The sequence below is a fragment of the Polynucleobacter sp. MG-5-Ahmo-C2 genome (assembly GCF_018687735.1).
GTDB lineage: Bacteria > Pseudomonadota > Gammaproteobacteria > Burkholderiales > Burkholderiaceae > Polynucleobacter.
The window spans coordinates 659,556-682,301 of sequence record NZ_CP061304.1 but is presented as its reverse complement, the minus strand read 5'-3'; the positions used below and the strand labels follow the sequence as shown (position 1 = coordinate 682,301).

General features: G+C 46.8%; 17 protein-coding genes. 5 read left to right on the top strand and 12 right to left on the bottom strand.

Features of this window, described 5'->3' with window-relative positions; translation table 11 throughout:
* Positions 1 to 40: 40 nt before the first annotated feature.
* Positions 41 to 928: a DMT family transporter gene (locus C2740_RS03520; protein WP_215294028.1), complete on the bottom strand. Its 888-nt coding sequence runs from the start codon at positions 926 to 928 to the stop codon at positions 41 to 43.
* Positions 929 to 1,117: 189 nt separating this feature from the next.
* Here C2740_RS03520 and C2740_RS03515 point away from each other — a divergent pair, with 189 nt between their 5' ends.
* Positions 1,118 to 1,672 carry a phasin family protein gene (locus C2740_RS03515; RefSeq protein WP_215294027.1) on the top strand — a complete coding sequence of 185 codons (555 nt, stop codon included), beginning with the start codon at positions 1,118 to 1,120 and terminating at the stop codon, positions 1,670 to 1,672.
* A 72-nt stretch (positions 1,673 to 1,744) separates the two neighbouring features.
* Here the strand turns inward: C2740_RS03515 and lpdA are convergent, their stop codons facing one another.
* From lpdA to aceE, 3 genes are read right to left on the bottom strand one after another with little or no spacing between them, the layout of a single operon-like run.
* Positions 1,745 to 3,511: a dihydrolipoyl dehydrogenase gene (gene lpdA, locus C2740_RS03510; protein WP_215294026.1), complete on the bottom strand. Its 1,767-nt coding sequence runs from the start codon at positions 3,509 to 3,511 to the stop codon at positions 1,745 to 1,747.
* Between the two features lie 9 nt (positions 3,512 to 3,520).
* Positions 3,521 to 5,122: a dihydrolipoyllysine-residue acetyltransferase gene (aceF, locus tag C2740_RS03505; protein ID WP_215294025.1), complete on the bottom strand. Its 1,602-nt coding sequence runs from the start codon at positions 5,120 to 5,122 to the stop codon at positions 3,521 to 3,523.
* A 13-nt stretch (positions 5,123 to 5,135) separates the two neighbouring features.
* Positions 5,136 to 7,832 (bottom strand): pyruvate dehydrogenase (acetyl-transferring), homodimeric type, encoded by a 2,697-nt coding sequence (aceE, locus tag C2740_RS03500; RefSeq protein WP_215294024.1) that lies wholly within the window; start codon positions 7,830 to 7,832, stop codon positions 5,136 to 5,138.
* Positions 7,833 to 8,126: 294 nt separating this feature from the next.
* Here aceE and C2740_RS03495 point away from each other — a divergent pair, with 294 nt between their 5' ends.
* The 4 genes from C2740_RS03495 to C2740_RS03480 are packed head-to-tail and all read left to right on the top strand — an operon-like array spanning position 8,127 to position 14,262.
* Entirely contained in the window at positions 8,127 to 10,553 is a 2,427-nt protein-coding gene (locus C2740_RS03495) for a PAS domain-containing sensor histidine kinase (RefSeq protein WP_251369689.1), read from the top strand.
* A gap of 36 nt (positions 10,554 to 10,589) precedes the next feature.
* The gene (locus C2740_RS03490) at positions 10,590 to 11,234 is read left to right on the top strand and encodes a response regulator transcription factor (protein WP_215294022.1); all 645 of its coding nucleotides are present in this window, start codon (positions 10,590 to 10,592) and stop codon (positions 11,232 to 11,234) included.
* 30 nt (positions 11,235 to 11,264) lie between these two features.
* The gene (folD, locus tag C2740_RS03485) at positions 11,265 to 12,119 is read left to right on the top strand and encodes a bifunctional methylenetetrahydrofolate dehydrogenase/methenyltetrahydrofolate cyclohydrolase FolD (RefSeq protein ID WP_215294021.1); all 855 of its coding nucleotides are present in this window, start codon (positions 11,265 to 11,267) and stop codon (positions 12,117 to 12,119) included.
* A gap of 19 nt (positions 12,120 to 12,138) precedes the next feature.
* The gene (locus C2740_RS03480) at positions 12,139 to 14,262 is read left to right on the top strand and encodes a M3 family metallopeptidase (RefSeq protein WP_215294020.1); all 2,124 of its coding nucleotides are present in this window, start codon (positions 12,139 to 12,141) and stop codon (positions 14,260 to 14,262) included.
* A gap of 18 nt (positions 14,263 to 14,280) precedes the next feature.
* Here the strand turns inward: C2740_RS03480 and C2740_RS03475 are convergent, their stop codons facing one another.
* The 8 genes from C2740_RS03475 to C2740_RS03440 form a co-directional block, all read right to left on the bottom strand.
* On the bottom strand, positions 14,281 to 14,886 hold the full coding sequence (locus C2740_RS03475) for a glutathione S-transferase (RefSeq protein ID WP_256440748.1): 606 nt from the start codon (positions 14,884 to 14,886) through the stop codon (positions 14,281 to 14,283).
* A gap of 33 nt (positions 14,887 to 14,919) precedes the next feature.
* A complete protein-coding gene (gene xth, locus C2740_RS03470; protein ID WP_215294018.1) occupies positions 14,920 to 15,768 on the bottom strand; it encodes an exodeoxyribonuclease III in 849 nt (282 codons plus the stop codon).
* The gene (ntrC, locus tag C2740_RS03465; protein ID WP_215294017.1) at positions 15,761 to 17,212 is read right to left on the bottom strand and encodes a nitrogen regulation protein NR(I); all 1,452 of its coding nucleotides are present in this window, start codon (positions 17,210 to 17,212) and stop codon (positions 15,761 to 15,763) included. The genes xth and ntrC overlap by 8 nt, the downstream gene beginning before the upstream one ends.
* The gene (gene glnL / locus C2740_RS03460; protein ID WP_371816730.1) at positions 17,209 to 18,330 is read right to left on the bottom strand and encodes a nitrogen regulation protein NR(II); all 1,122 of its coding nucleotides are present in this window, start codon (positions 18,328 to 18,330) and stop codon (positions 17,209 to 17,211) included. Before glnL ends, ntrC begins: the two co-directional genes overlap by 4 nt.
* 26 nt (positions 18,331 to 18,356) lie before the next feature.
* A complete protein-coding gene (gene glnA, locus C2740_RS03455) occupies positions 18,357 to 19,772 on the bottom strand; it encodes a type I glutamate--ammonia ligase (RefSeq protein ID WP_215294016.1) in 1,416 nt (471 codons plus the stop codon).
* 216 nt (positions 19,773 to 19,988) lie between these two features.
* Positions 19,989 to 20,843: a molybdopterin-binding protein gene (locus C2740_RS03450; RefSeq protein WP_215294295.1), complete on the bottom strand. Its 855-nt coding sequence runs from the start codon at positions 20,841 to 20,843 to the stop codon at positions 19,989 to 19,991.
* A 13-nt stretch (positions 20,844 to 20,856) separates the two neighbouring features.
* Positions 20,857 to 21,729, bottom strand: a complete 873-nt coding sequence (locus tag C2740_RS03445) for an EI24 domain-containing protein (RefSeq protein ID WP_215294015.1) — start codon at positions 21,727 to 21,729, stop codon at positions 20,857 to 20,859.
* 44 nt (positions 21,730 to 21,773) lie between these two features.
* Complete coding sequence (locus C2740_RS03440) at positions 21,774 to 22,745, bottom strand: sterol desaturase family protein (RefSeq protein WP_215294014.1); 972 nt, start codon at positions 22,743 to 22,745, stop codon at positions 21,774 to 21,776.
* Between the last annotated feature and the right edge of the window lies 1 nt (position 22,746).

The following is a 22,746-nucleotide window of genomic DNA, read 5'->3' as shown; positions in this document are numbered from 1 at the left end:
CATGGATTTATTGGCCCCAACTTGGACATTCGCTGGCACCCTACTCAGCAATGGTCGCTACCGTGTTGGCTTGGCGGGCATTTACCAAAACGACCCCCGTCATCGTCAAACCAAGCCCTACGGCCATCATTGCGTTAAACGGCTCATCAAAAAAGAACCAGGCTAGCAGCGCAGTGGTTGGAGGCGTGAGGTAAAGAAAACTCGTTACCTTGGTTGCAGCACCCTTGCGAATCATCATAAATAATAAGCTAATTGAGCCAATGGATAGAGGAAAGATCGCCCACAACAAGGCCCCGATGACAGATGCATTCCAGACCATGACACCCGTCTCAAAGAAATACATGCAAAAGAAACAAAGAACCGCAGAAACACTGAACTGAATCGAGGAGCCAGCTCGCAAGTCAAATACGGGGCAATATTTTTTCTGATACAGCGTTCCAAAGGTAATGGAAAGCAAAGCAATGAACGCTAAAACGTAGCTAGCAAATGGGATATGAGCAAAGCTAATTTTTTCCATTACCACCAAGGCAACACCAGCAAAACCAAACCCTAAGCCGATCCATTGACGGGGTGAAACTTTCTCTGAGATCCAGGCCGCAAACCAAGCAGTCAAAATCGGCTGCAAACCAACGATGATCGCAACCAAGCCGGCTGTCATACCTAAGCGGACAGCAAACCACACGCCCAATAGATAGCCAAATTGAAGCAAGATTCCAGCGATAGCAATATGCTTTATTTGCGACCAACTTGGCCAAGTAATACGCCAGATCAGACTTAAGGCTGCCATGGCTGCCAAAACACCTGCAAAGCGCCAAAACAAGAACGTTGCTGGCTCAACATAAGGCATCGCAAGTCTTGCAATGACAAATCCAGTACTCCAAATCAGCACAAAAATAGGTGCAATTGCGTTATCTAGCCTGAGCTTCATGGGTCACTTTTTGATTGAATCATTGATTTTAGGCTTTTTTGGCTTCCTTCCCTGCCCTTCAATATCCATACTGAAATGATTCTTTATGCTGCGATGCAATATAAGTGCTGTAAAATGGCACAAGAAGGAATAGAGTGAGCCATCAGCAAGAGTAAAAACAAATCGTGAATCTACACGAAAGGGATTGAGATGAATCTAACACCAGAGCAATTGGCTGCAGCACAAAAGGCCAATTTAGAAACGTTAAGCAGCCTCACGAATCAAGCGCTGCAAAGCATTGAAAAATTAGTTGAGCTCAATATGCATATTGCCAAACAAAGTTTGAGTGACAGCATGACCAGCGCTAAGAAAGCTTTGGAAGTGAAAGACATTCAACAGCTCCTCGCCCATCAAGCAGAAGCGGTTCAACCAATGGCTGAAAAGATCATGGCTTACAGCCGTCACTTATATGACCTGGCTCATGAAACTCAAAACAACTTTACAAAATCTGCTGAAAAAGAATTTCAGGCAGGCCAACAAAAGATCAATGCATTGGTTGAAGAGTGGACTAAGAATGCCCCAGCTGGTTCTGACGCCGCTGTTCAAGCAATGAAACAAGCCATTGCTTCTGCTAACAATGTTTATGAATCTAGCCAAAAGGCTGTGAAGCACGCAGTCAATGTTGCGCAGACAAACCTGAACAGCGCTACTGACACGGTAATGAAAACCGCTGAAACTGCCAGTAAAGCGGCTAAGAAGAAATAAAGAGTTTCTTGAATATAAAAGCCCCGATTACTCGGGGCTTTTATATTTTTAGCTTCTAAGACAGTTATCTACCTAAGACTTCTTCTTGACCGGTGGCAGATCGGTGCAATGGCCATGTACCGCTTCCGCAGCCAGACCAACAGACTCGCCTAAGGTTGGATGCGGATGAATGGTCTTGCCCATATCGATAGCATCAGCACCCATCTCAATCGCTAAGCAAACCTCGCCAATTAAATCGCCAGCATGTGTACCAACAATACCGCCTCCAATAATCCGATGAGTGCTTGCGTCAAAGATCAATTTTGTGAAACCTTCATCGCGCCCATTAGCAATAGCACGTCCACTAGCAGCCCAGGGGAATAAGCCTTTTTCATAGGCGATACCTTGTGCTTTGCACTGCTCTTCGGTTAAGCCAGCCCACGCCACTTCTGGATCAGTATAGGCAACGGATGGGATTTGCTTCGCATCAAAGTAAGACTTTTCACCGAATGCAGCCTCAGCAGCCACATGGCCCTCATGCACAGCTTTGTGGGCCAACATCGGCTGACCAACGATATCGCCAATGGCGAAGATATTTTGAACATTGGTGCGCATTTGCTTATCAACGGGAATAAAGCCACGCTCATCTACTTGCACACCCGCTTTACCTGCATCAATCTTCTTGCCATTTGGGGTGCGGCCAACCGCAACCAAGACTAAGTCATAGGTTTGCGGTTCTGCAGGCGCATTCTCGCCTTCAAAGGTCACTTGAATGCCATCAGGCTTCACTTCAGCTTTAGCAGCACGCGTCTTGAGCATGACCTTTTCAAAACGTCCGGCATTGAACTTCTCCCAGACCTTTTCCAGATCACGGTCGGCACCAGCCATGAGGCCATCCATCATCTCGGCAATATCAATGCGTGAGCCAAGAGTGCTGTAAACCGTGGCCATCTCTAAACCAATAATGCCGCCACCAATCACCAGCATTCGTTTTGGAATACTCTTAAGCAATAAGGCGCCAGTACTATCCACGATACGTGGGTCTTCAGGTAAAAAAGGTAATTTCACAGGCTGACTACCAGCAGCAATGATCGCTTTCTGAAAACGCACTACTTCTTTTTGGCCTGTCAAATCTTGCCCAGCACCACTAGTGATTTCAACTTCAACGTGATTAGCATCTAAGAAGCGCCCTAGGCCACGCACTGTTTTGACTTTGCGCGCTTTTGCCATACCAGCTAAACCGCCAGTCAATTTTGCAATCACCGAATCTTTGTAGCCGCGCAATTGATCGATCTCTATCTTTGGCGCACCAAAAGTAATGCCATGCTTAGACATGGTTTTGACTTCATCCATTACAGAGGTGGTATGCAGCAGTGCTTTAGAGGGAATACAGCCTACGTTAAGACAGACGCCACCTAAAGTTGCGTAACGCTCTACGAGAACAGTATTCATACTCAAATCCGCACTGCGGAATGCGGCACTATAGCCACCAGGGCCAGCGCCAAGCACCAATAGCTCGCACTCGTGATCCACTTTGCCGCTGTATTGACCGGCAATGGGAGTGGGAGCCTTTGCCGCTGGAACTGCTGGCGCTGTAATTGCTACTGGAGCAGGTGCAGCAGCGCTTGCCTCGATCTCAGCGATAACAGAACCCTTGCTCACTTTATCGCCGAGCTTTACAGCAATACTAGTAATCTTTCCGGCAGCATCTGCTGGCACTTCCATGGTTGCTTTATCTGATTCGAGCACTAATAGTGGCTGCTCTTTTTCAACGACATCACCAACCTTTACCAGCACTTCAATCACCGGCACATCGGAATAGTCACCAATATCTGGCACGAGGATCATTTGCTTAGCCATAGAACCCCTTTACAGAGTAGCGCGACGGAAGTCGGCTAACAGTTGCGCGATATACAAATTGAAACGCGTAGCTAAGGCACCATCAATCACGCGGTGATCTGCAGAGAGAGACAATGGGCAGATCAGACGTGGCACAAATTGTTTACCATCCCATACTGGCTTCATAGCAGCTTTGCTCACACCTAAAATTGCAACTTCTGGCGCATTCACAATGGGTGAGAAGTAAGTTCCACCAATGCCGCCTAAAGATGAAATCGTGAAACTCGCGCCCTGCATTTGGTCTGGCTTCAGTTTGCCATCACGAGCTAAAGCTGCCAACTCAGAAGTTTCCTGAGCGATTTCAAAGATGCCCTTCTTGTCCACATTTTTGATAACTGGCACTACCAGACCAGTTGGCGTATCAGCTGCAAAGCCGATATTGAAGTATTTCTTGAGAATCAAATCATCGCCATCGAGTGAGCTATTGAACTCTGGGTGCTTCTTCAAAGCAGCTACCGCAGCCTTCATGAGGAATGCGAGCATCGTAATCTTGACGCCCTTCTTCTCATTGTCTTTGTTCGTTTGTACGCGGAATGCCTCTAAGTCAGTGATATCTGCATCCTCGTGATACGTCACCGCTGGAATCATGACCCAGTTACGGCCAAGATTGGCGGCAGTCATTTTCTTAATACGATTCAGTGGCTGACGCTCAATCTCACCAAACTTCGTGAAATCAACTTTTGGCCAAGGAATCAAGTTGAGGCCACCTAAGCTGCCGCCACTTGAGGCTACTGCTGGACTACCAGCACCACCACTCATTGCCGCTTTAACAAATGCTTGTACATCTTCCTGAGTAATACGACCTTTCAGACCAGATCCTTTAACCTGGTTGATCGTGACACCGAGTTCACGCGCAAATTTACGCACTGATGGGCTTGCATGACTCAGTGTTGGGTCTACTGCTGGGGCCGTATTGATAACTGGAGGAGGCGCTGGAGCACGTGCAATTGGAGGCTCCACTGCAGCCGGCTTACTTGCTGGTACTGGTGCCGCCGCAACTACTGGTGCTGCTGCCCCAGAAGATCCGCTTTCCAGAATCAGCACAAGCGATCCTTCAGAAAGATTGTCACCAATCTTCACTTTGACTTCCTTTACAACCCCGGAGTGTGATGAAGGAACGTCCATGGTTGCTTTGTCAGACTCAAGAACAACAATTGATTGTTCTTTTTCAACCTTGTCGCCTGCTTTGACTAAGACCTCGATCACTGGCACATCTTTATAGTCGCCAATGTCTGGGACTTTAATGTCGATTAGAGCGCCGCCCGAACTTGAGGATGTCGCTGCTGGAACCGTTGCAGGACTGGCCTGGGCTGCTGGAACCGCAGTAGCTGCACCTTCTTCCAAGGTGATCACTATTGAGCCTTGAGAAAGATTGTCACCAATCTTCACTTTGACTTCCTTTACAACACCGGAGTGTGATGAAGGAACGTCCATGGTTGCTTTGTCAGACTCAAGAACAACAATTGATTGTTCTTTTTCAACCTTGTCGCCTGCTTTGACTAAGACCTCGATGACTGGCACATCTTTATAGTCGCCAATGTCTGGGACTTTAATGTCGATTATTTGACTCATGAATTAATCTCGCTTAAACCGTCATCGGGTTTGGTTTAGTAGTATCGATGCCATACTTTTTAATGGCCTCAGCAAGTTTTTGACGATCCATCTGGCCTGCATCTACCAATGATCTCAAGGCAGTAACTACTACCCAGCGGCGATCTACCTCAAAGAAGTCACGGAGTTTTTCACGGGTATCAGAACGGCCAAATCCATCAGTCCCCAATACCTCATAGCGACGCCCGATGTGCTGAATCGCCGGACGAATCTGCTCAGCAAACAAACGAACATAGTCAGTAGCTGCAATGATCGGGCCTGAAGTATCTTTCAAACACTTTTCTACGTGAGAAAGTGATGGCGTTGCTGTTGGGTTTAAGAGGTTGGCGCGGTGAACAGCATTCCAATCACGACCCAATTCAGTAAAGCTTGGGCAGCCCCACAAATCAGAAGCAACACCCCAATCTTTTTGTAGCATTTCTGCAGCTTCAATCACTTCGCGGAAGATGGTTCCTGAGCCGAGAAGCTGAACACGCAACTTAGCCTTAACATCACCAACAGACTTAAGCTTATACATGCCCTTAATGATGTCCTTCTCAGCGCCCTTTGGCATTGCTGGATGGGTGTAGTTCTCGTTCATCAAAGTCACGTAGTAATACACGTCTTCCTGAACTTCCAACATACGGCGCATACCATCCTGAATCACTACTGCCAATTCAAACGAGAACGTTGGATCATAGCTAATACAGTTTGGAACAGATCCACTCCAAAGGTGGCTGTGGCCATCCTCGTGTTGCAAGCCCTCACCATTCAGCGTGGTTCTTCCAGCAGTACCACCGAGCAAGAAGCCACGGCTGCGCATATCCCCTGCCGCCCAGGCCAAGTCGCCAATACGTTGGAAACCAAACATTGAGTAGAAGATGTAGAAAGGCAACATCGGCACGCCATGAGTGGAGTAAGAAGTTGCAGCAGCAATCCAGTCACACATACCGCCGGCTTCATTAATGCCCTCTTGCAAAATCTGACCAGTCTTGTCCTCTTTATAGAACATCAATTGATCATGATCTTCCGGGGTGTAAAGCTGTCCCAACTGATTCCAAATGCCCAACTGACGGAACATACCCTCCATACCGAAGGTACGGGACTCATCAGGAACGATTGGAACAACCCGTTTACCTAAAACCTTATCGCGCACAATCGTGTTGAGCATGCGCACAAATGCCATCGTTGTCGAAATCTCACGGCCTTCTGCAGTTGCTTCCAGCAATGGCGCAAATACGTCCAATGCTGGCACAGGCAAGCTTTCTGCTTTAGTGCGACGCTGTGGCAAATAACCGCCCAACTCTTGGCGACGAGCCTTCATGTACTCCAGCTCAGGGCTGCCATCAGCAAACTTCACCAAAGGCATGTCATCGAGATCCTCATCTTTTACTGGAATCTCAAACCGATCGCGGAAACGACGCACGTCGTCATCGTTCATCTTCTTCGCTTGGTGAGCAATATTCATCGCCTCACCAGAACCACCCATGCCATAGCCCTTAATAGTGTGAGCCAGGATTACGGTAGGTTGATTCTTATGATTTACCGCAGAGTGGAACGCTGCATAAACTTTATGGGGGTCATGGCCGCCACGATTGAGTTGCCAAATTTCATCATCACTCCAGTCGCTTACTAGCGCTTTTAATTCTGGCGTGTTGAACACGATCTCGCGAACATAGGCACCATTCTTAGACTTCATGGTCTGATACTGACCATCTACGATCTCGCCTAGGCGTTGCATCAAAATGCCTTTTTTGTCACGCGCAAATAAGGCATCCCACTGACCGCCCCAGACTACTTTGATGACATTCCAGCCAGCACCGCGGAACTCGCTCTCAAGCTCTTGAATAATGCTGCCGTTACCGCGCACTGGTCCATCAAGGCGTTGCAAGTTACAGTTAATTACAAAAATCAGGTTGTCGAGTTTTTCACGGCCTGCCATACCAATTGCACCCAATGACTCCGGCTCGTCAGTTTCGCCATCACCCAAGAACGCCCATACCTTACGACCTTCGCTCTTAATAAAACCGCGATCCTGCATGTAGCGCATGAAGCGCGCTTGGTAAATCGCCATGATTGGACCTAAGCCCATAGAGACTGTTGGGAACTGCCAAAAATCTGGCATCAACCATGGATGTGGGTAACTAGAAATCCCTTTTCCACCAACTTCTTGGCGGAAGTTATTCAGTTGCTCATCAGAGAGACGGCCCAACATATAAGCACGTGCATACACACCTGGTGCTGAGTGGCCTTGCACAAAAATCAGGTCGCCGCCATGCTCTGGTGATGGCGCATGCCAAAAATGATTGAAACCTACGTCGTATAAAGTTGCCGCCGACTGGAAAGAAGAAATGTGTCCACCAACGTTGGTGTCCTTGTTGGCGCGCAGAACCATCGCCATTGCATTCCAGCGTGTATATGAACGAATGCGATGCTCGACATTCTGATCACCAGGCAAACGTGCCTGGCCTTCAACTGGAATCGTATTGATATACGGTGTCTCAGCATGGAAAGGTTGAACTACTCCGTTCACCCGCGCATGAGAAATTTGTTGGTCTATTAAAAAGGCAGCGCGCTCTGGGCCCTCGTTGTGGATGACGCCATCAAGGGCTTGCAACCATTCTTGGGTCTCACCAGGATCTACGTCCTGTGAATTCTGTTTACCTAATACCTGCTCTGGAACTGCGGCCATAACTTGTCTCCAATAAGTACTTCGCAATTAGCTATTCACTTTATAGGCAACATTCTAGGAAGGTATATGGGTGTAAACAAGCAATTTTCCACATAATGATAATATTTCTCATAATGTGGTATTTTATTGCAGTGCAAATAAGATGTCGATTTATATGCAAAAAAGCGATTTGGAGAGCGCAATGAGGCAAAATGACTCTCATTCATGAAATTTACGGCTTTTTTTAGCTTACTCCTCAGTCCATTTAAATGGCTCCGAAAAATCCGGGGATTTAGGCTCGTATACACCCCTCTCTTGGCCATCATCCTATTCACCGCAGTCATGGGCGTGATTTTGGGCACCTTGCACTTACAGGAAAAAAATCAACAAGAGTCCGCATTATTTAGAGAGCTCTCATTTGCCAAACAGCGCATTCAACTTCGCTTTGCAAATAATTTAGATACTCTAGTCACTATTAACCGCGAAATTACTGCCAGCGAAGACCAGGCTAGATTAAAAAAAATTGCTTATGAGCAGGCTGATGACTTAGTCATCAACAATCATGAGATTGTCAAAATCATTTGGGTCAATAATCAAAATCAGGGGCAATGGTCTGTTCCACCAAGCAATACCAAATCCGACTGGATTAGCAAAACACAAAATGATCAGTCGGCCAATGATGCACTTGCCAGCACCATTGAATTAAGTAGAGTCACCAGCAGGGCTGCCTTTAGCCAGTTTGTAAACTTAAATTTGCCAAGCGATGATCCTCTTGCAAAAGAAAGAAAGATCGTTTTTTGGCAAGTAGTTCCTAATATTGTCAGTGGTGACATCACCGGATATCTGGCGGCGCTTTACACAACCCAGGGCATCTTAGATGTAGTGCCAGCCGAACTCAAAGCCCATTACCGCTTTACCCTCGTAACAGACAATGAAAGAGTATTGGCAATTTCATCGGACCAAGATACGCCCAAGAGAGCCTTTAGTAATCAGACTAGTCTTGACATTGGCGTTCTCAGTCCCAACCTGACTTTGCGCATTGATACCTACCCTCCTCCTACCAATCTCACCTTCAGGATGTTGATTGGTGTGGTCCTTGGATTGTGCGCCTTCGTGATTTGGAGCTTGTGGTCTGTTCTAAAACAAATGCAAGTTCGCCAAGAGGCGGAAGCAAGTTTACGTACTGAAACCAGTTTCCGAAACGCCATGGAGAATTCGACTCCAGTTGGTATTCGAGCACACGATATGCAAAAGCGCATCACTTATGTGAACCGAGCTTTTTGCGAAATGACAGGCTGGTCAGCAAAAGAGCTTGTTGGACTAACACCTCCATTCCCCTTCTGGCCGGACTCCAGGCGTGATGAACTAGTTGAGAAAATGAATCGGGCTTTGAATTCAGAAACGGGATCGAAAGCAGGGATCGAGGGGGCCATTCTGCGCCGCGACGGTACACTGATACAAACTCGCACCTTTATTGCTCCGCTCATCAATGAAAAGGGCAAACAAACCGGTTGGGTTACCTCCTTAATTGATATCTCTGAGCCAAAAAAGATTCGCGAAGAATTGGCCGCATCACAAGAGCGATTTGTTACCGTGCTGGAAGGCCTAGATGCTGCAGTGTCTGTGGTTGACCTGGAAAACGACAAGCTATTATTTGCTAATCGCTTCTATAAAGAAAACTTTGGCGATGATTCCAAGGGCCACTTTAAGCTGGCTGGCAGTACCAATAACTTGGAGACCTTGCACAATGTTGCAGAAGATTTACAAGACTCCCCTCCAGGTATTCCGACCTCCTTTTTATACCAAGAGTCTGAGTCAGAAGAAGTTCAACTAGATGATGGTAGTAATAAATGGTTTGAGGTTCGCCGCCGCTTTATTCCTTGGGTGGATGGCCACTTAGCCCAACTCTTAATTGCAACGGATATTACGATCCGCAAAGAGGCAGATGACCTAGCGCGCCAACAAGAAGAGCGCATGCAATTTACAAGTCGCTTGACTACTATGGGTGAGATGGCCTCCTCTCTTGCGCATGAGTTAAATCAACCGCTCGCTGCAATCTCCAATTACTGTATGGGCGTTGCAAAACGTCTGGACGGAAACATTGATTCAGAATTAAACAAAGAAATTTTGCCTGCCCTTGAAAAAGCCTCTGACCAGGCTCACCGTGCTGGCACCATCATCCAACGCATTCGAGGCTTTGTAAAACGCAGTGAGCCTCAGCGCAAATCCTCGTCAATCGCCGAGATCATTAACGACGCTGTTGGCCTTGTTGAAATCGAAGCCCATCGCCATCGCTTAAGCATTACCTCTGACCTTGCAGACAATTTGCCCGAGGTCAACGTGGATCCAGTGCTCATCCTGCAGGTTCTGGTCAATCTCCTCAAAAATGCCCTAGATAGCGTACGAGAAGCCTACCCCCTCTCCTCCCGCTGGTCAGCACCGCCAGTTAGCATTAGTGCCGATTTGGATACCAACACTTTTCCAGCCATGCTACGCATTCGGGTGACTGATTCTGGGGGTGGCATTCCTGAATCAGTCCTAAACCGCATGTTTGAGCCCTTTTTTAGCACTAAGACCGATGGAATGGGCATGGGGCTCAATATTTGCCGCTCCATTATTGAATCCCATCACGGACGCCTCTGGGCCTCCAATGTCATGGACTCCGAACGCACCAAACTGGCCGGCTGCACCTTTACAATACTTCTACCCCTTGAATCTTCTGATTCGAAGGAAAATGGATGAATATCCTATTTTTAGGTTTACCTTGCGAGACCCAATATGAACGTAGCTGCTACTAAACCAAACCAAGCTGAAGTCGTCTATGTCGTTGATGATGATGAAGCTGTTCGAGACTCTCTCACTTGGCTCTTAGAGAGCAATGGTTATGTAGTGCGTTGCCATGCAAGTGCGGAGCGCTTTTTACAATCCCTACAAAGCACAGATAAGTCCACCATATCTTGCGCTATTTTGGATGTTCGCATGCCTGGTATGTCTGGTCTCGAATTGCAAGAGCGTTTGATAAGCGAAAACCTCCCAATGCCAGTGGCATTTATTACGGGTCATGGAGATGTATCGATGGCAGTCTCCACCATGAAACGTGGCGCCGTTGATTTTATTGAGAAGCCATTTAAAGAGAATGATCTCTGTGGCTTAGTTGATCGCATGCTTGCTAAAGCAAGAGTGGATTACTCACAAGCAAGTCAACGCAAAATTACCCAGAGCTTGCTGAGCAAACTTACTGGTCGCGAGCGCCAAGTATTAGAGCGTATTGTTGCCGGACGTTTAAATAAGCAAATAGCAGATGATCTTGGTATCTCTATTAAGACTGTTGAGGCTCACCGTGCCAACATTATGGAAAAGCTGAACGTCAATACCGTAGCGGACTTGCTCCGTTTAGCCTTATCTGATCCTCAACCCAATTAACCCGCAGTTAATCCAATTAATACTCTTGAAATGCCTGCACAATTACTAGACGGTAACGCGCTCTCCAAAAAAATACGTGCTGAAATAGCCGCCCGTGGCGCTATTGTTACGGCTAAAGGAGTTCGTCCTGGCTTAGCAGTCATCGTCGTTGGTGAAAATCCTGCCAGCCAAGTCTATGTTCGCAATAAAGTCAAAGCCTGTGAGGATGTTGGCTTTCACTCTGTACTAGAGCGTTACTCAGTTGAGCTTGGCGAAGAAGAATTGCTTGCTCGCATTGCCACTCTCAATGCTGATCCATCAATTCATGGGATCTTGGTGCAATTGCCGCTACCAGAACATATTGCTGCTGAGCGTGTGCTTGAGGCGATTGCCCCTCAAAAAGATGTGGATGGTTTTCATGTGGCCAATGCTGGCGCCTTAATGGTTGGCCAACCAGAATTTAAGCCCTGTACCCCCTACGGTTGCATGAAGATTTTAGAAAGCATTGATTACCCGATTCGCGGTGCTCGCGCAGTGATCGTTGGCGCCTCTAATATTGTGGGCAAGCCAATGGCTATGTTGCTGCTGCAAGCTGGTGCCACAGTCACTATTTGTAATAGCAAGACTCGTGACCTAGCCCACCATACCAAAGATGCTGACATCCTAGTAGTTGCTACTGGCAAACCCAAGATGATTTCTGGTGATATGGTGAAAACCGGTGCTGTTGTGATCGATGTAGGCATCAACCGTATGCCGGATGGCAAACTCTGCGGGGATGTGGATTTTGATGCCGCTAAATATATCGCCGGCTGGATTACCCCAGTTCCTGGCGGTGTTGGCCCAATGACGATCACCATGCTCCTCATGAATACTTTAGAAGCAGCAGAAAAAGCAGCCAGGCCTTAGATCCATTAAGCTAGAGGGTATGACTACAGCCCTCTTTACCCTACCCGCCGCATTACAGAATAACCCGCTTCTGACTTTTGGTCGTGGCATTGCCGCCTACTCGGAAGTAAAACCAGAGCACATCGCACCTGCCATTCAGTTTTTGCTCCAGCATGCGCAGAATGCTGTAAATACTGCGACCGATCCCAAGACGCCGTCAAGCTGGAGCAATCTGGCAGAGCCTTTAGAAGATGCAACTGAAGCGTTGGGTAGATCATGGGGCGTTATCTCTCACCTCAATAGCGTAGCCGATACAGCAGAGTTGCGAGCCGCCTATGGAGAAATACTACCAGAGGTCACTGCATTCTTTTCTAGTCTTGGACAAAACTTAGCGCTCTATCAGAAATTTAAAGAGCTCAAAAATAGTCCTGATTTTGCAAAGCTCAATCGTGCTCAGAAGAAAGTGATTGAAAATTCTTTACGGGATTTTCGTCTAGGCGGCGCAGAGTTGAGCGATGCTGATAAGCCGCGCTTCTCTGCAATCCAAGATGAACAAGCTGTACTAGGCAAAGCATTTTCAGATCATGTTTTAGATGCGACCGATGGCTTTGTTCATTTAGTTACCGATAAATCTGATCTTGCTGGACTACCAGAGGATGCTATCGCTGCAGCGGCAGATACTGCGCAGCAGAAAGATCTGCAAGGCTGGGCTTTTACCTTGCACTTTCCTTCCTACTATCCAGTAATGCAGTATTCCGAGAACCGAGAGCTGCGTCGCCTGATGTATCAAGCCTATGTGACCCGCTCATCAGAGTTAGCGCCGCAATACGGCAAAGGTAAGCTCGACTGGGATAACACGCAGAACATGTTAGATCAATTACGTCTACGCGATGAAGAGGCGCGCATGCTGGGGTTTGCAAATTACGCAGCCTTAAGTTTGGCGCCAAAGATGGCCAATACCGTTGATGAGGTAGATCTCTTTCTAACCAACTTTGCCATCAAATCAAAACCTTTTGCTCAGAAAGATTGGCAAGAACTTTGTGAGTTTGCTAAAGCAGAATTAGGATTCGCAGATGGGCTAGAGCCTTGGGATATTCCATTTGCTGCTGAACACTTAAAGCAAGCGCGTTATTCATTCTCCGAGAATGAACTTAAGCAATACTTCCCATTACCAAAAGTCCTAGATGGTTTATTCCAAGTTATTCAGACATTGTTTAACGTCAAGATTGAAGCCACAGACCTACCAACCTGGCATGCTGACGTGCAATCCTTTGCTGTTAAAGACCAGACTGGAAAGATCCGGGCTTACTTTTATTTAGATCCCTATGCTCGGCCTGGTAAACGTGGCGGAGCCTGGATGGATGACGCTCGTGGACGTAGAGAATTGCCCAATGGAGAAATCCAGATACCAGTAGCTTATTTGGTATGTAACTTTGCGCCACCAGTCAAAGTGGATGGCGTATTACGCCAACCGACCATTACTCATGATGATGTCATTACCCTCTTCCATGAAAGTGGTCATGGTTTACATCATCTCCTGACACAAGTGAGTGCCCTAGGTGTATCAGGCATCAATGGGGTTGAGTGGGATGCTGTGGAATTACCAAGTCAGTTTATGGAAAACTTCTGCTGGGAATGGGAAGTGCTCGAGAAAATGACTGCGCATGCACAAACAGGCAAGCCACTACCACGTGAGCTCTTTGACAAAATCCTCGCTGCCAAGAATTTCCAAAATGGTTTAGCGACCTTACGTCAAATTGTGATGTCTTTAACAGACTGGCGATTACATTCCAGCTTTGATGCAAAAGCAGCCAAAGGGCATGCAGTACTCGATGTTTCTAGGTCTATTGCTGATGAGTACAACATCATTCCGCAGCCTGAAGTCTCTCGCTGGATTAATTCTTTCAGTCATATCTTTGCTGGTGGCTACGCCGCTGGTTATTACAGCTATAAATGGGCCGAGGTTTTATCTGCTGATGCCTACTCAGCCTTCGAGGAAGCCTCCAAGCTAACTGGCAGCGTGCTGGATGTCAAGACCGGAACACGTTACCGAGAGGAGATTCTGGAAGTGGGTGGAAGTCGTCCAGCTGCTGAATCCTTTAAAGCATTCCGGGGCAGAGAACCCAGTATTGATGCGCTACTTCGGCATGGTGGTTTGGCTTAGTAATCCTTTGGAGTTTACCTAATCTATCCAGGTGGGATGTTTCTCCATCACCGACTGAAATAACTGTGATTCGATATGTTGAGTAAGCCACCTCCTTGTTGCGGTAAGTGGCAGCGCTGCAAATCTTGGTGGGTTGACGCCAGCAAACTGTCGGATGAATGGAAAGATAGCTACATCTACCCAAGACAGCTTATTACCCATTAAATATGGATTTGCCTGTAATGCAATCTCAATGGGTTTAAGCATCAACTCTAACGTGGTGTTGAGGACCTCATCTTGATTAAGCCCTGGGTACCGATTGGGATATTTGTATTGATCAAGCAGTATTTTGAACTGGCCGTCATTTTTCTCGATCCAGCAGTTGGCCATACTCTCATCAACATTCTTCCAGCCATCGGGATCCGATTTATCCAATGCCCAATGGATGATGTCTAAGCTTTGGTCAATGACTTGTCCATCGATACACAGTACAGGAACAGTGCCTTTAGATGATGCTAGGAGCATCGCTTTCGGCTTTTCTCTTAGGGCAATCTCTCGATGCTCAAGTTCTATGCCTGCATACTTTAATGCCATACGCGCCCTCATGGCATACGGACATCTTCGATAGGAATACAGAATTGGCATCATGGATGCAAGATTAACTTAAGTAGGTTTGCCTTAAGCTTTTTTAATAGTGGCAATCACCGGGGCATGGTCCGATGGTTGCTCCCAGGCTCTAGGCTCTTTGTCGACTATGCTGGCACTGCACTTTTCCTTAAGCGCTTCACTTAAGAGAATGTGGTCAATGCGCATACCGGCATTTCTTCTAAAGCCCATCATGCGATAGTCCCACCAACTGTAAGTTTTGGGTGCTTGCTCAAACATCCTGAAGGAATCATGTAATCCAAGATTCATTAAATCTTGGAAAGCATTTCTTTCTGGTGGCGAAACCAGATTCTGCCCCTCCCACGCTTTGGGGTCATGCACATCTTGGTCTTCTGGCGCAATATTAAAGTCGCCTAAAAGGGCTAGCCGCTGGTTTTGTTGTAACTCCTCTGTTAACCAGGTTTGAAGTTTGCTTAACCAATCCAGTTTGTAAATGAACTTATCGCTATCAGGTGACTGCCCGTTTGGGAAGTAGGCTGAGACCAATCGAATAGGTTTAGTGCCTACAAACGGAATGGTTGCAGCCAATATGCGCTGCTGCTCATCTTGGTAGTTTGGGATATTTCTGGTGGGTTTTAGAAAAGACGTTGTTGTGTCAGAAGCAATTGCTGCTAGCGCTGCTTTGCGAACGATGATAGCAACACCGTTATAAGTTTTCTGCCCAGCAGCGATACTCAGGTAGCCGGCTGCTTCCAGCTCTTGGTGGGGATACTTATCATCCGTAAGCTTGAGTTCTTGCAAGCATAAGGCATCAATCGGCTGATTCTTTTTCTCCTGGTCTTGCAACCAACGAAGTACGTGTGGAAGGCGAACCTTTAGGGAATTCACATTCCACGCCGCAATTCGGATTGAATCAGTCATCTATCCCCAGTTCCTGTAATTTACGTGTAATCGTATTGCGCCCAATGCCAAGGCGTTGCGCAGCCTCTACTCTACGTCCACGCGTTACCTCTAAGGCTGCTTGCAATACTGCCTTCTCAAACCGTGAGCATAGCGCATCGTAAACCTCTTTATCGCCATCTTGCAGCATCTTCGCTGCTAGACGTCCAAGCCCACTTTCCCAATCGCCTGCAGCTATTTTTGCAGTAGCCGGGTTTGTCGGAGAGGATTCACCATGCAAGATGATTGGCTGCTCGCTTGCTTCAGCAACGATATCAGCGGGTAAATCACTCACACCGATGATATTGGCAGGTGTCATTACTGTAAGCCAATGGCATAAGTTTTCTAATTGACGAACATTACCTGGAAATGGCATTGTGCTCATTTCTTTTAAAACTTCATCAGAAAGTTTTTTAGGCTCTACAGCCAATGATTTAGCGCAGATCAGCATGAAGTGTCTTGCCAACATCGGAATATCTTCACTGCGCTCGCGCAATGAAGGCATGCGCAGGCGAATCACATTCAAGCGATGCAATAAGTCTTCACGGAAGAATCCTGCGGCCACCCTAGTATCCAAATTTTGATGTGTAGAGGCGATCATGCGCACGTTTGCTTTAATTGGATCTTGACCACCAATACGATAAAAATGACCATCAGATAAAACGCGCAGGAGACGGGTTTGCAAATCAAACGGCAGGTCGCCAATTTCACCTAAAAATAAAGTTCCGCCATCGGCTTGCTCAAAACGACCCCGACGTAATGTCTGCGCACCTGGGAAGGCGCCACGCTCATGACCAAAGAGTTCTGACTCAAGAAGATCCTTAGGAACAGCTGAAGTACTCAGTGACACAAATGGACCTTTGGCTCTTGGGCTGTGCTTATGCAAAGCATGCGCCACCAGCTCTTTGCCAGTACCAGACTCACCAGTAATCAGCACAGTTGCATGAGATTGAGCCAAACGGCCAATCGCACGGAAGATCTCTTGCATCGCAGGTGCTTGGCCAATAATTTCTGTAGCATCTTGTCTCCACGCAGTCAGCTCTTTAGCGCCAGAATCATTCCGGATTCCCTGCTCCACTGCACGATGAATTAACTCAACTGCTTTTTCGACATCAAAGGGTTTTGTGAGGTACTCAAATGCACCACCCTGAAAGGATGACACCGCAGAATCCAAATCTGAATAGGCCGTCATGATAATGACAGGCAAATGAGGATGGCTGGCCTTTACATGTTGCAACAAATCTAAGCCATTACCACGAGGCATGCGGATATCGGAGATGAGAACCTGGGGAGATTCTTTCTCGAGGGCATTAAGCACATCATTGGGATTAGAGAAGCTCTTGTGCGGGATATTCTCTCGCGCCAAGGCTTTTTCTAGAACCCAGCGTATTGATTGGTCATCGTCGACGATCCAAATTGGTTTCATGATGCTCTCTCCTGCCTACGGTATGGTATTTGAATGTGGAAATCGGTACGTCCAGGGCGGCTATCGCAAGCAATAAAGCCCTGATGCTGCTGAACGAAGGTTTGTGCCAAAGTCAGACCCAGGCCGCTACCCCCTTCTCTCCCAGAGACCAAGGGAAAGAAAATGCGCTCAATAATTTCTTCTGGAATACCGGGGCCGTTATCAATCACATGTAAATCCATCGCCAACTTATAGCGTTGCTTTGCAATCGTGACAGAACGTGCCACCCGTGTTTTTAATTCAATTTGAGCAATACCAGCACTGATCTCTTCAGATAAGGCCTGTGCCGCGTTGTGCACAATATTGAGTGTTGCCTGAATAAGTTGCTCACGATCACCCATCACATCAGGCAGACTAGTATCGTAGTTACGGATAATCTTTAAGCCCTGAGGGAACTCTGCCAACACGAGGCTGCGCACCCGTTCAAGCGCTTCATGCACATTGAATGCTTCAATCACATGAGCCTTACGATGCGGTGCCAGCAGTCGATCTACCAGAGTCTGCAAACGATCAGACTCTTTAATAATGACTTGCGTGTACTCCCGCAAACCTTTTTCAGCTAACTCAAACTCTAATAATTGAGCTGCCCCACGTATTCCGCCCAATGGATTTTTTATCTCATGCGCCAAATTACGCATTAATTGCTTATTCGCTTCGACTTGTTGCGTGACGCGCTCATCACGCTCACTGCGTAACTGCTGATCGATAGGAAACCATTCCATCATCAAAAGATCTGGATCCTCTAGAGCAGCAACCACAATGTGCGCCTGAATGAATTCCTGATGAATACTACCTGGCATCGAATGCAAAACCACCTCTTGGCGCTGGGCCACAAAATGACCTAGCTTCACCTCAGAAATCATCTTGTTCAATGCTTCATTGCCGCCAAATAAATCATGCACAGACTGACCCTCAAGTGATTTACGGGAGAGGTCCAGTGCTGACTCTGCAGCTGGATTCACATAAATCAATTGTTGGTTCTCGGCCTCAAATACCACGATGGCATTGGGCATCTGATCAAGCAATGTCGGAAAAAAAGGAGCAGCCGTAGCTGCTCCCTTGAACGAATTGCGCAACAGACCTGCGCTCAAGTTCTCTCCTTCGCTTACAGGGAGTAATACATATCAAATTCGATTGGATGAGTTGTCATACGGAAACGTGTGACATCTTCCATCTTCAAATTGATATAGGCATCAAGCATAGACTCAGTAAATACACCACCACGAGTCAAGAACTCATGATCTTTCTTCAGTGCATCCAATGCCTCTTCCAAGCTTGCGCAAACGGTTGGAATCTTTGCATCTTCTTCTGGCGGCAAGTCATACAAGTTCTTATCAGCAGCTTCGCCCGGATGAATCTTGTTCTGAACGCCATCCAAACCAGCCATCAACAAGGCAGAGAATGCCAAGTATGGGTTAGCCAATGGATCAGGGAAGCGCGTTTCGATACGACGGCCCTTAGGACTTGAAACGTGTGGAATACGGATAGAAGCAGAACGGTTACGTGCTGAGTAAGCCAATTTCACTGGAGCTTCAAAGCCTGGAACCAAACGCTTGTATGAATTTGTACCTGGGTTTGTAATCGCGTTCAATGCTTTAGCATGCTTGATGATGCCGCCGATGTAGTAGAGAGCAAACTCTGACAAACCAGCATAACCATTGCCAGCAAACAAGTTCTCGCCATTCTTCCAAACAGATTGGTGAACGTGCATACCAGAACCGTTATCACCAACTACTGGCTTAGGCATGAAAGTTGCTGTTTTGCCATAAGCATGGGCAACGTTTTGAACAACATATTTTTGCCAGATAGTCCAGTCAGCGCGTTGTACCAATGTGCTGAACTTGGTGCCCAATTCATTTTGACCTTGGCCAGCAACCTCATGGTGATGAACTTCCACTGGAATACCCAATGATTCAAGAATCAAACACATCTCAGAGCGCATGTCTTGGAATGTATCTACAGGAGCAACTGGGAAGTAGCCGCCTTTTTTACCTGGACGGTGACCTGTATTACCACCTTCAACTTCAAGAGCAGAAGACCATGGAGCCTCTTCGGAATCAATCTTCACGAAGCAACCCTGCATGTCGGCACCCCAACGAACGCCATCAAAAATAAAGAACTCTGGCTCTGGGCCAAAGTAAGCAGCATCACCTAAACCGGTGCTCTTCAAGTACGCCTCAGCGCGTTTTGCAATAGAGCGTGGGTCACGGTCGTAACCTTTACCGTCAGCTGGCTCGATCACGTCGCAAGTCAATACCAATGTTGGCTCTTCATAGAATGGGTCGATGTAAGCAGCGGTTGGATCTGGTTTGAGCAACATGTCAGAAGCTTCAATACCCTTCCAGCCAGCGATAGAAGAACCGTCAAATGCATGACCGCTCTCAAATTTATCTTCGTCAAAAGCAGAAATAGGTACAGTCGTGTGTTGTTCTTTACCCTTTGTATCCACAAAGCGGAAATCAACGAAAGTACATTCTTTCTCTTTAACTAACTTCATCACATCAGCGACGGTCTTCGTCATGCAAATCTCCTCTATTAACTAAATTCGGAATTCAAAATCAAGGCATACACCCTTGTTTATTCCAGGCATCAAACATGCCTAATGGATGTATGTAATTTACTGAAGCAAACAAATGGGAACACTTATTATTGCACTAATTAAGTGCTCAATTTCCTCTTCAAGAGTGTAAAAACCCCCTAAATGCACTTATTTGGTGCAAGTATGAATGGTTGATACTCAACTGATATCGTGGATGTCGTAACCGAGCGCTTGGGTGCCCGTCCTGAGAGCGATCCAGGCGCTTTCTAGCAGATTGGCATTACCTTTAATGCCTAACTCAATGTGGCGCTGGGCATAAACACCGCCCTTGCTAGGGTCTCCAACCGAAGGAAGGCTGAAGACCTTTACCCCCGGGAAATTGGCCTCTATACGCTCCATTAAGGGGGTTAAGGTTGATTCAATGCCCTTAGGAACAATGAAACTCTGCTCTGCCCAGTTCTCTTGATGAAAAAGATCTTTGTAGTGTGTATCCAAACACCACGCCATCATCGGTGCAGCCATCACCGGAAAGCCAGGAACAAAGTGATGCTCTTTAATTCGGAAACCTGGAATCTGGTTATAAGGATTAGGAATGATGTCGCTACCAATCGGAAACTCACCCATCTTGAAACGATGTTGGTTCTCAGGTGTATTTAAATCTGCTTTGATGGGATCGCCTTCTGCCATAGACTGAATGCGGCCTGCTATCAACTCTTGTGCAGTGGGATGCAATTGCGTTGTAGTGCCGAGCGCTAATGCAGCGCATTGACGTGTGTGATCATCCGGTGTTGCACCAATACCGCCGGTACTAAACACCACATCGCCACTGGCAAAACTTTCTTTGAGTGTTGCAGTAATTTGCTCAGGATCATCGGCGACATATTTTGCCCATGCCAAGCTTAAGCCGCGCTCATTGAGAAGCTCAATCAAGGTCGCCATATGTTTATCTTGACGACGGCCAGAGAGAATCTCATCACCAATCACAATTAAGCCAAAGCGACGTTGTGCCCCAGTTGGCGCATCTTTTGCTAGATCTATTTCCACTTTTTTCATTTCATCAACCATCTCATTGGCCATGATAGGGAAGTTCCATATCCACTACATGCGCTTGCACTGTTAAGGCTTGATCCAATTCTTCTTGTCGTAACTCTTTTAAGGCATCTAATAAGAAATGGCTGAACCAAAGGCCGGCAAACACAAAGATCAAAGAATAAATCCAAAGAGCAATAAAGCTAACAATTGGGAATAGAACTAAGGCTAATGCAGATGTAGCCCAGAAAAAGGTAGGAACAGCACCAAGCATCCCAGAAACAATACCCATCGTGAGTAATGGCCAACGATATTTTTCCAATAGCTGATCACGTTCTTCAACGCTCGCGTGTTTAGCCAAGACGTCATACGACATGAGACGCATGGTTAACCACCCCCAAAGAAGTGGTGGTAACACTGCTACCAATGGAGGCACCCACCACACCGGCAATGTCAGCATGACTAAAGCAAGGCAAATGAGCGCTGACCACAAGGTGTAAACCATGCCGCCAAATAAACCGCCGCCCCGCTTGCACGCTAAATCTTGGTAGTGCGCTTGCCTGACTACCATCTTTACGATGGTGGGTACAGTTGAAAATGCAATCAGTACCAATAAGCTAATCGTGATTAGCGGAATAATGAGCATCACAAAAAATAACGGGGCAATCCATGCTCTAGCGTTTTCAAAACCAGCCCAGATCAAACCTTCTTGAATCCAATTCGTAAACAGGGAGTGAGTCAGAAACTCGCTAAGTACCGCTAGCGCTGGAGTCCACGTCAGCCAAATAAGGCAACCCCAGAGAATCGATACAATGAAGAATGGTCGCAAGCTAAGCCACAACATCCTTGGATGAATCGTCCCCACTAGAGCCAATCCAAATGATTTAAATACTTGCGGCAGTCCAACCATAAAACTCCTATTGCATGCTTCTTCGCATGCCTGACTTCATTGATTTACTTTGGCATGAGCTCTTTAACTGAGCGCGCAAGACCTTGCCATTGCTGGGTCAGAATATTTTGCGATACCTCCAAGTATCTGACCCCTGTAGGATAGACCTCTTTCGGGAAGATAGCAGTTTTAAACAACATATCCCACCAAGGAAACAAAATACCAAAATTACAACCTCCAAGCACACCAGGTTTACCGATCGCTTCATGGCCATAGCCCACTGCATGGTGCATACGATGAAACATCGGCGATATCAAAAGATATTGCGCCTTACCCAAGTGGACTTTGATATTGGCATGCTGCCAACTCTGAATAAATTGACTCAATGCAATCAAGATGATGAATTGTCCTGGGGAAACTCCAAATAGAAGAGCAAATAGTGCCATTACTACAGCACGCATGCTGTCATCTAGTATGTGATTGCGATTATCAGACCAAGCAGTCATGACCGTTTGACTGTGGTGCAGCGCATGCAACTGCCACCACCAATTAAACGCATGGGATGCGCGGTGATAGAGATACTCTACGAAGTCGAGCAGCACCAAATAAACCAAAAAACTGACCACGGGTATTGAGGTCACCCCGGGCCACCAAGACTCCACATTAAAACGATCAAAGCGGAAATCGTGCAAGACGGAGTCAATCTCAAAGAAGAATCCTGACAGCGCAATAAAGATCAGGCCATGAAAAATACCAAGACGATGGAACAAGGTATAGACCACATCCGCCCTACTAGTCTTAGCAAAACGCTCTTGTTTCTCGGCGGGCGCAATACGCTCCCAAGTTCTGAGCACAACAATAATCAAGAAAATCTGTATGCAGCCAAATAAAAACCAATCGATACCATCAAATACATCTTCCGCCCAAGACATCAAATCGAATTGGTACAAAAGTGGTCCAACAATATTGGCAAATAAAAACTCCTGGACGCTGCCGTAAGCGCTAGAGATTGCTGAAGTGATTGAACTTAAATCCATG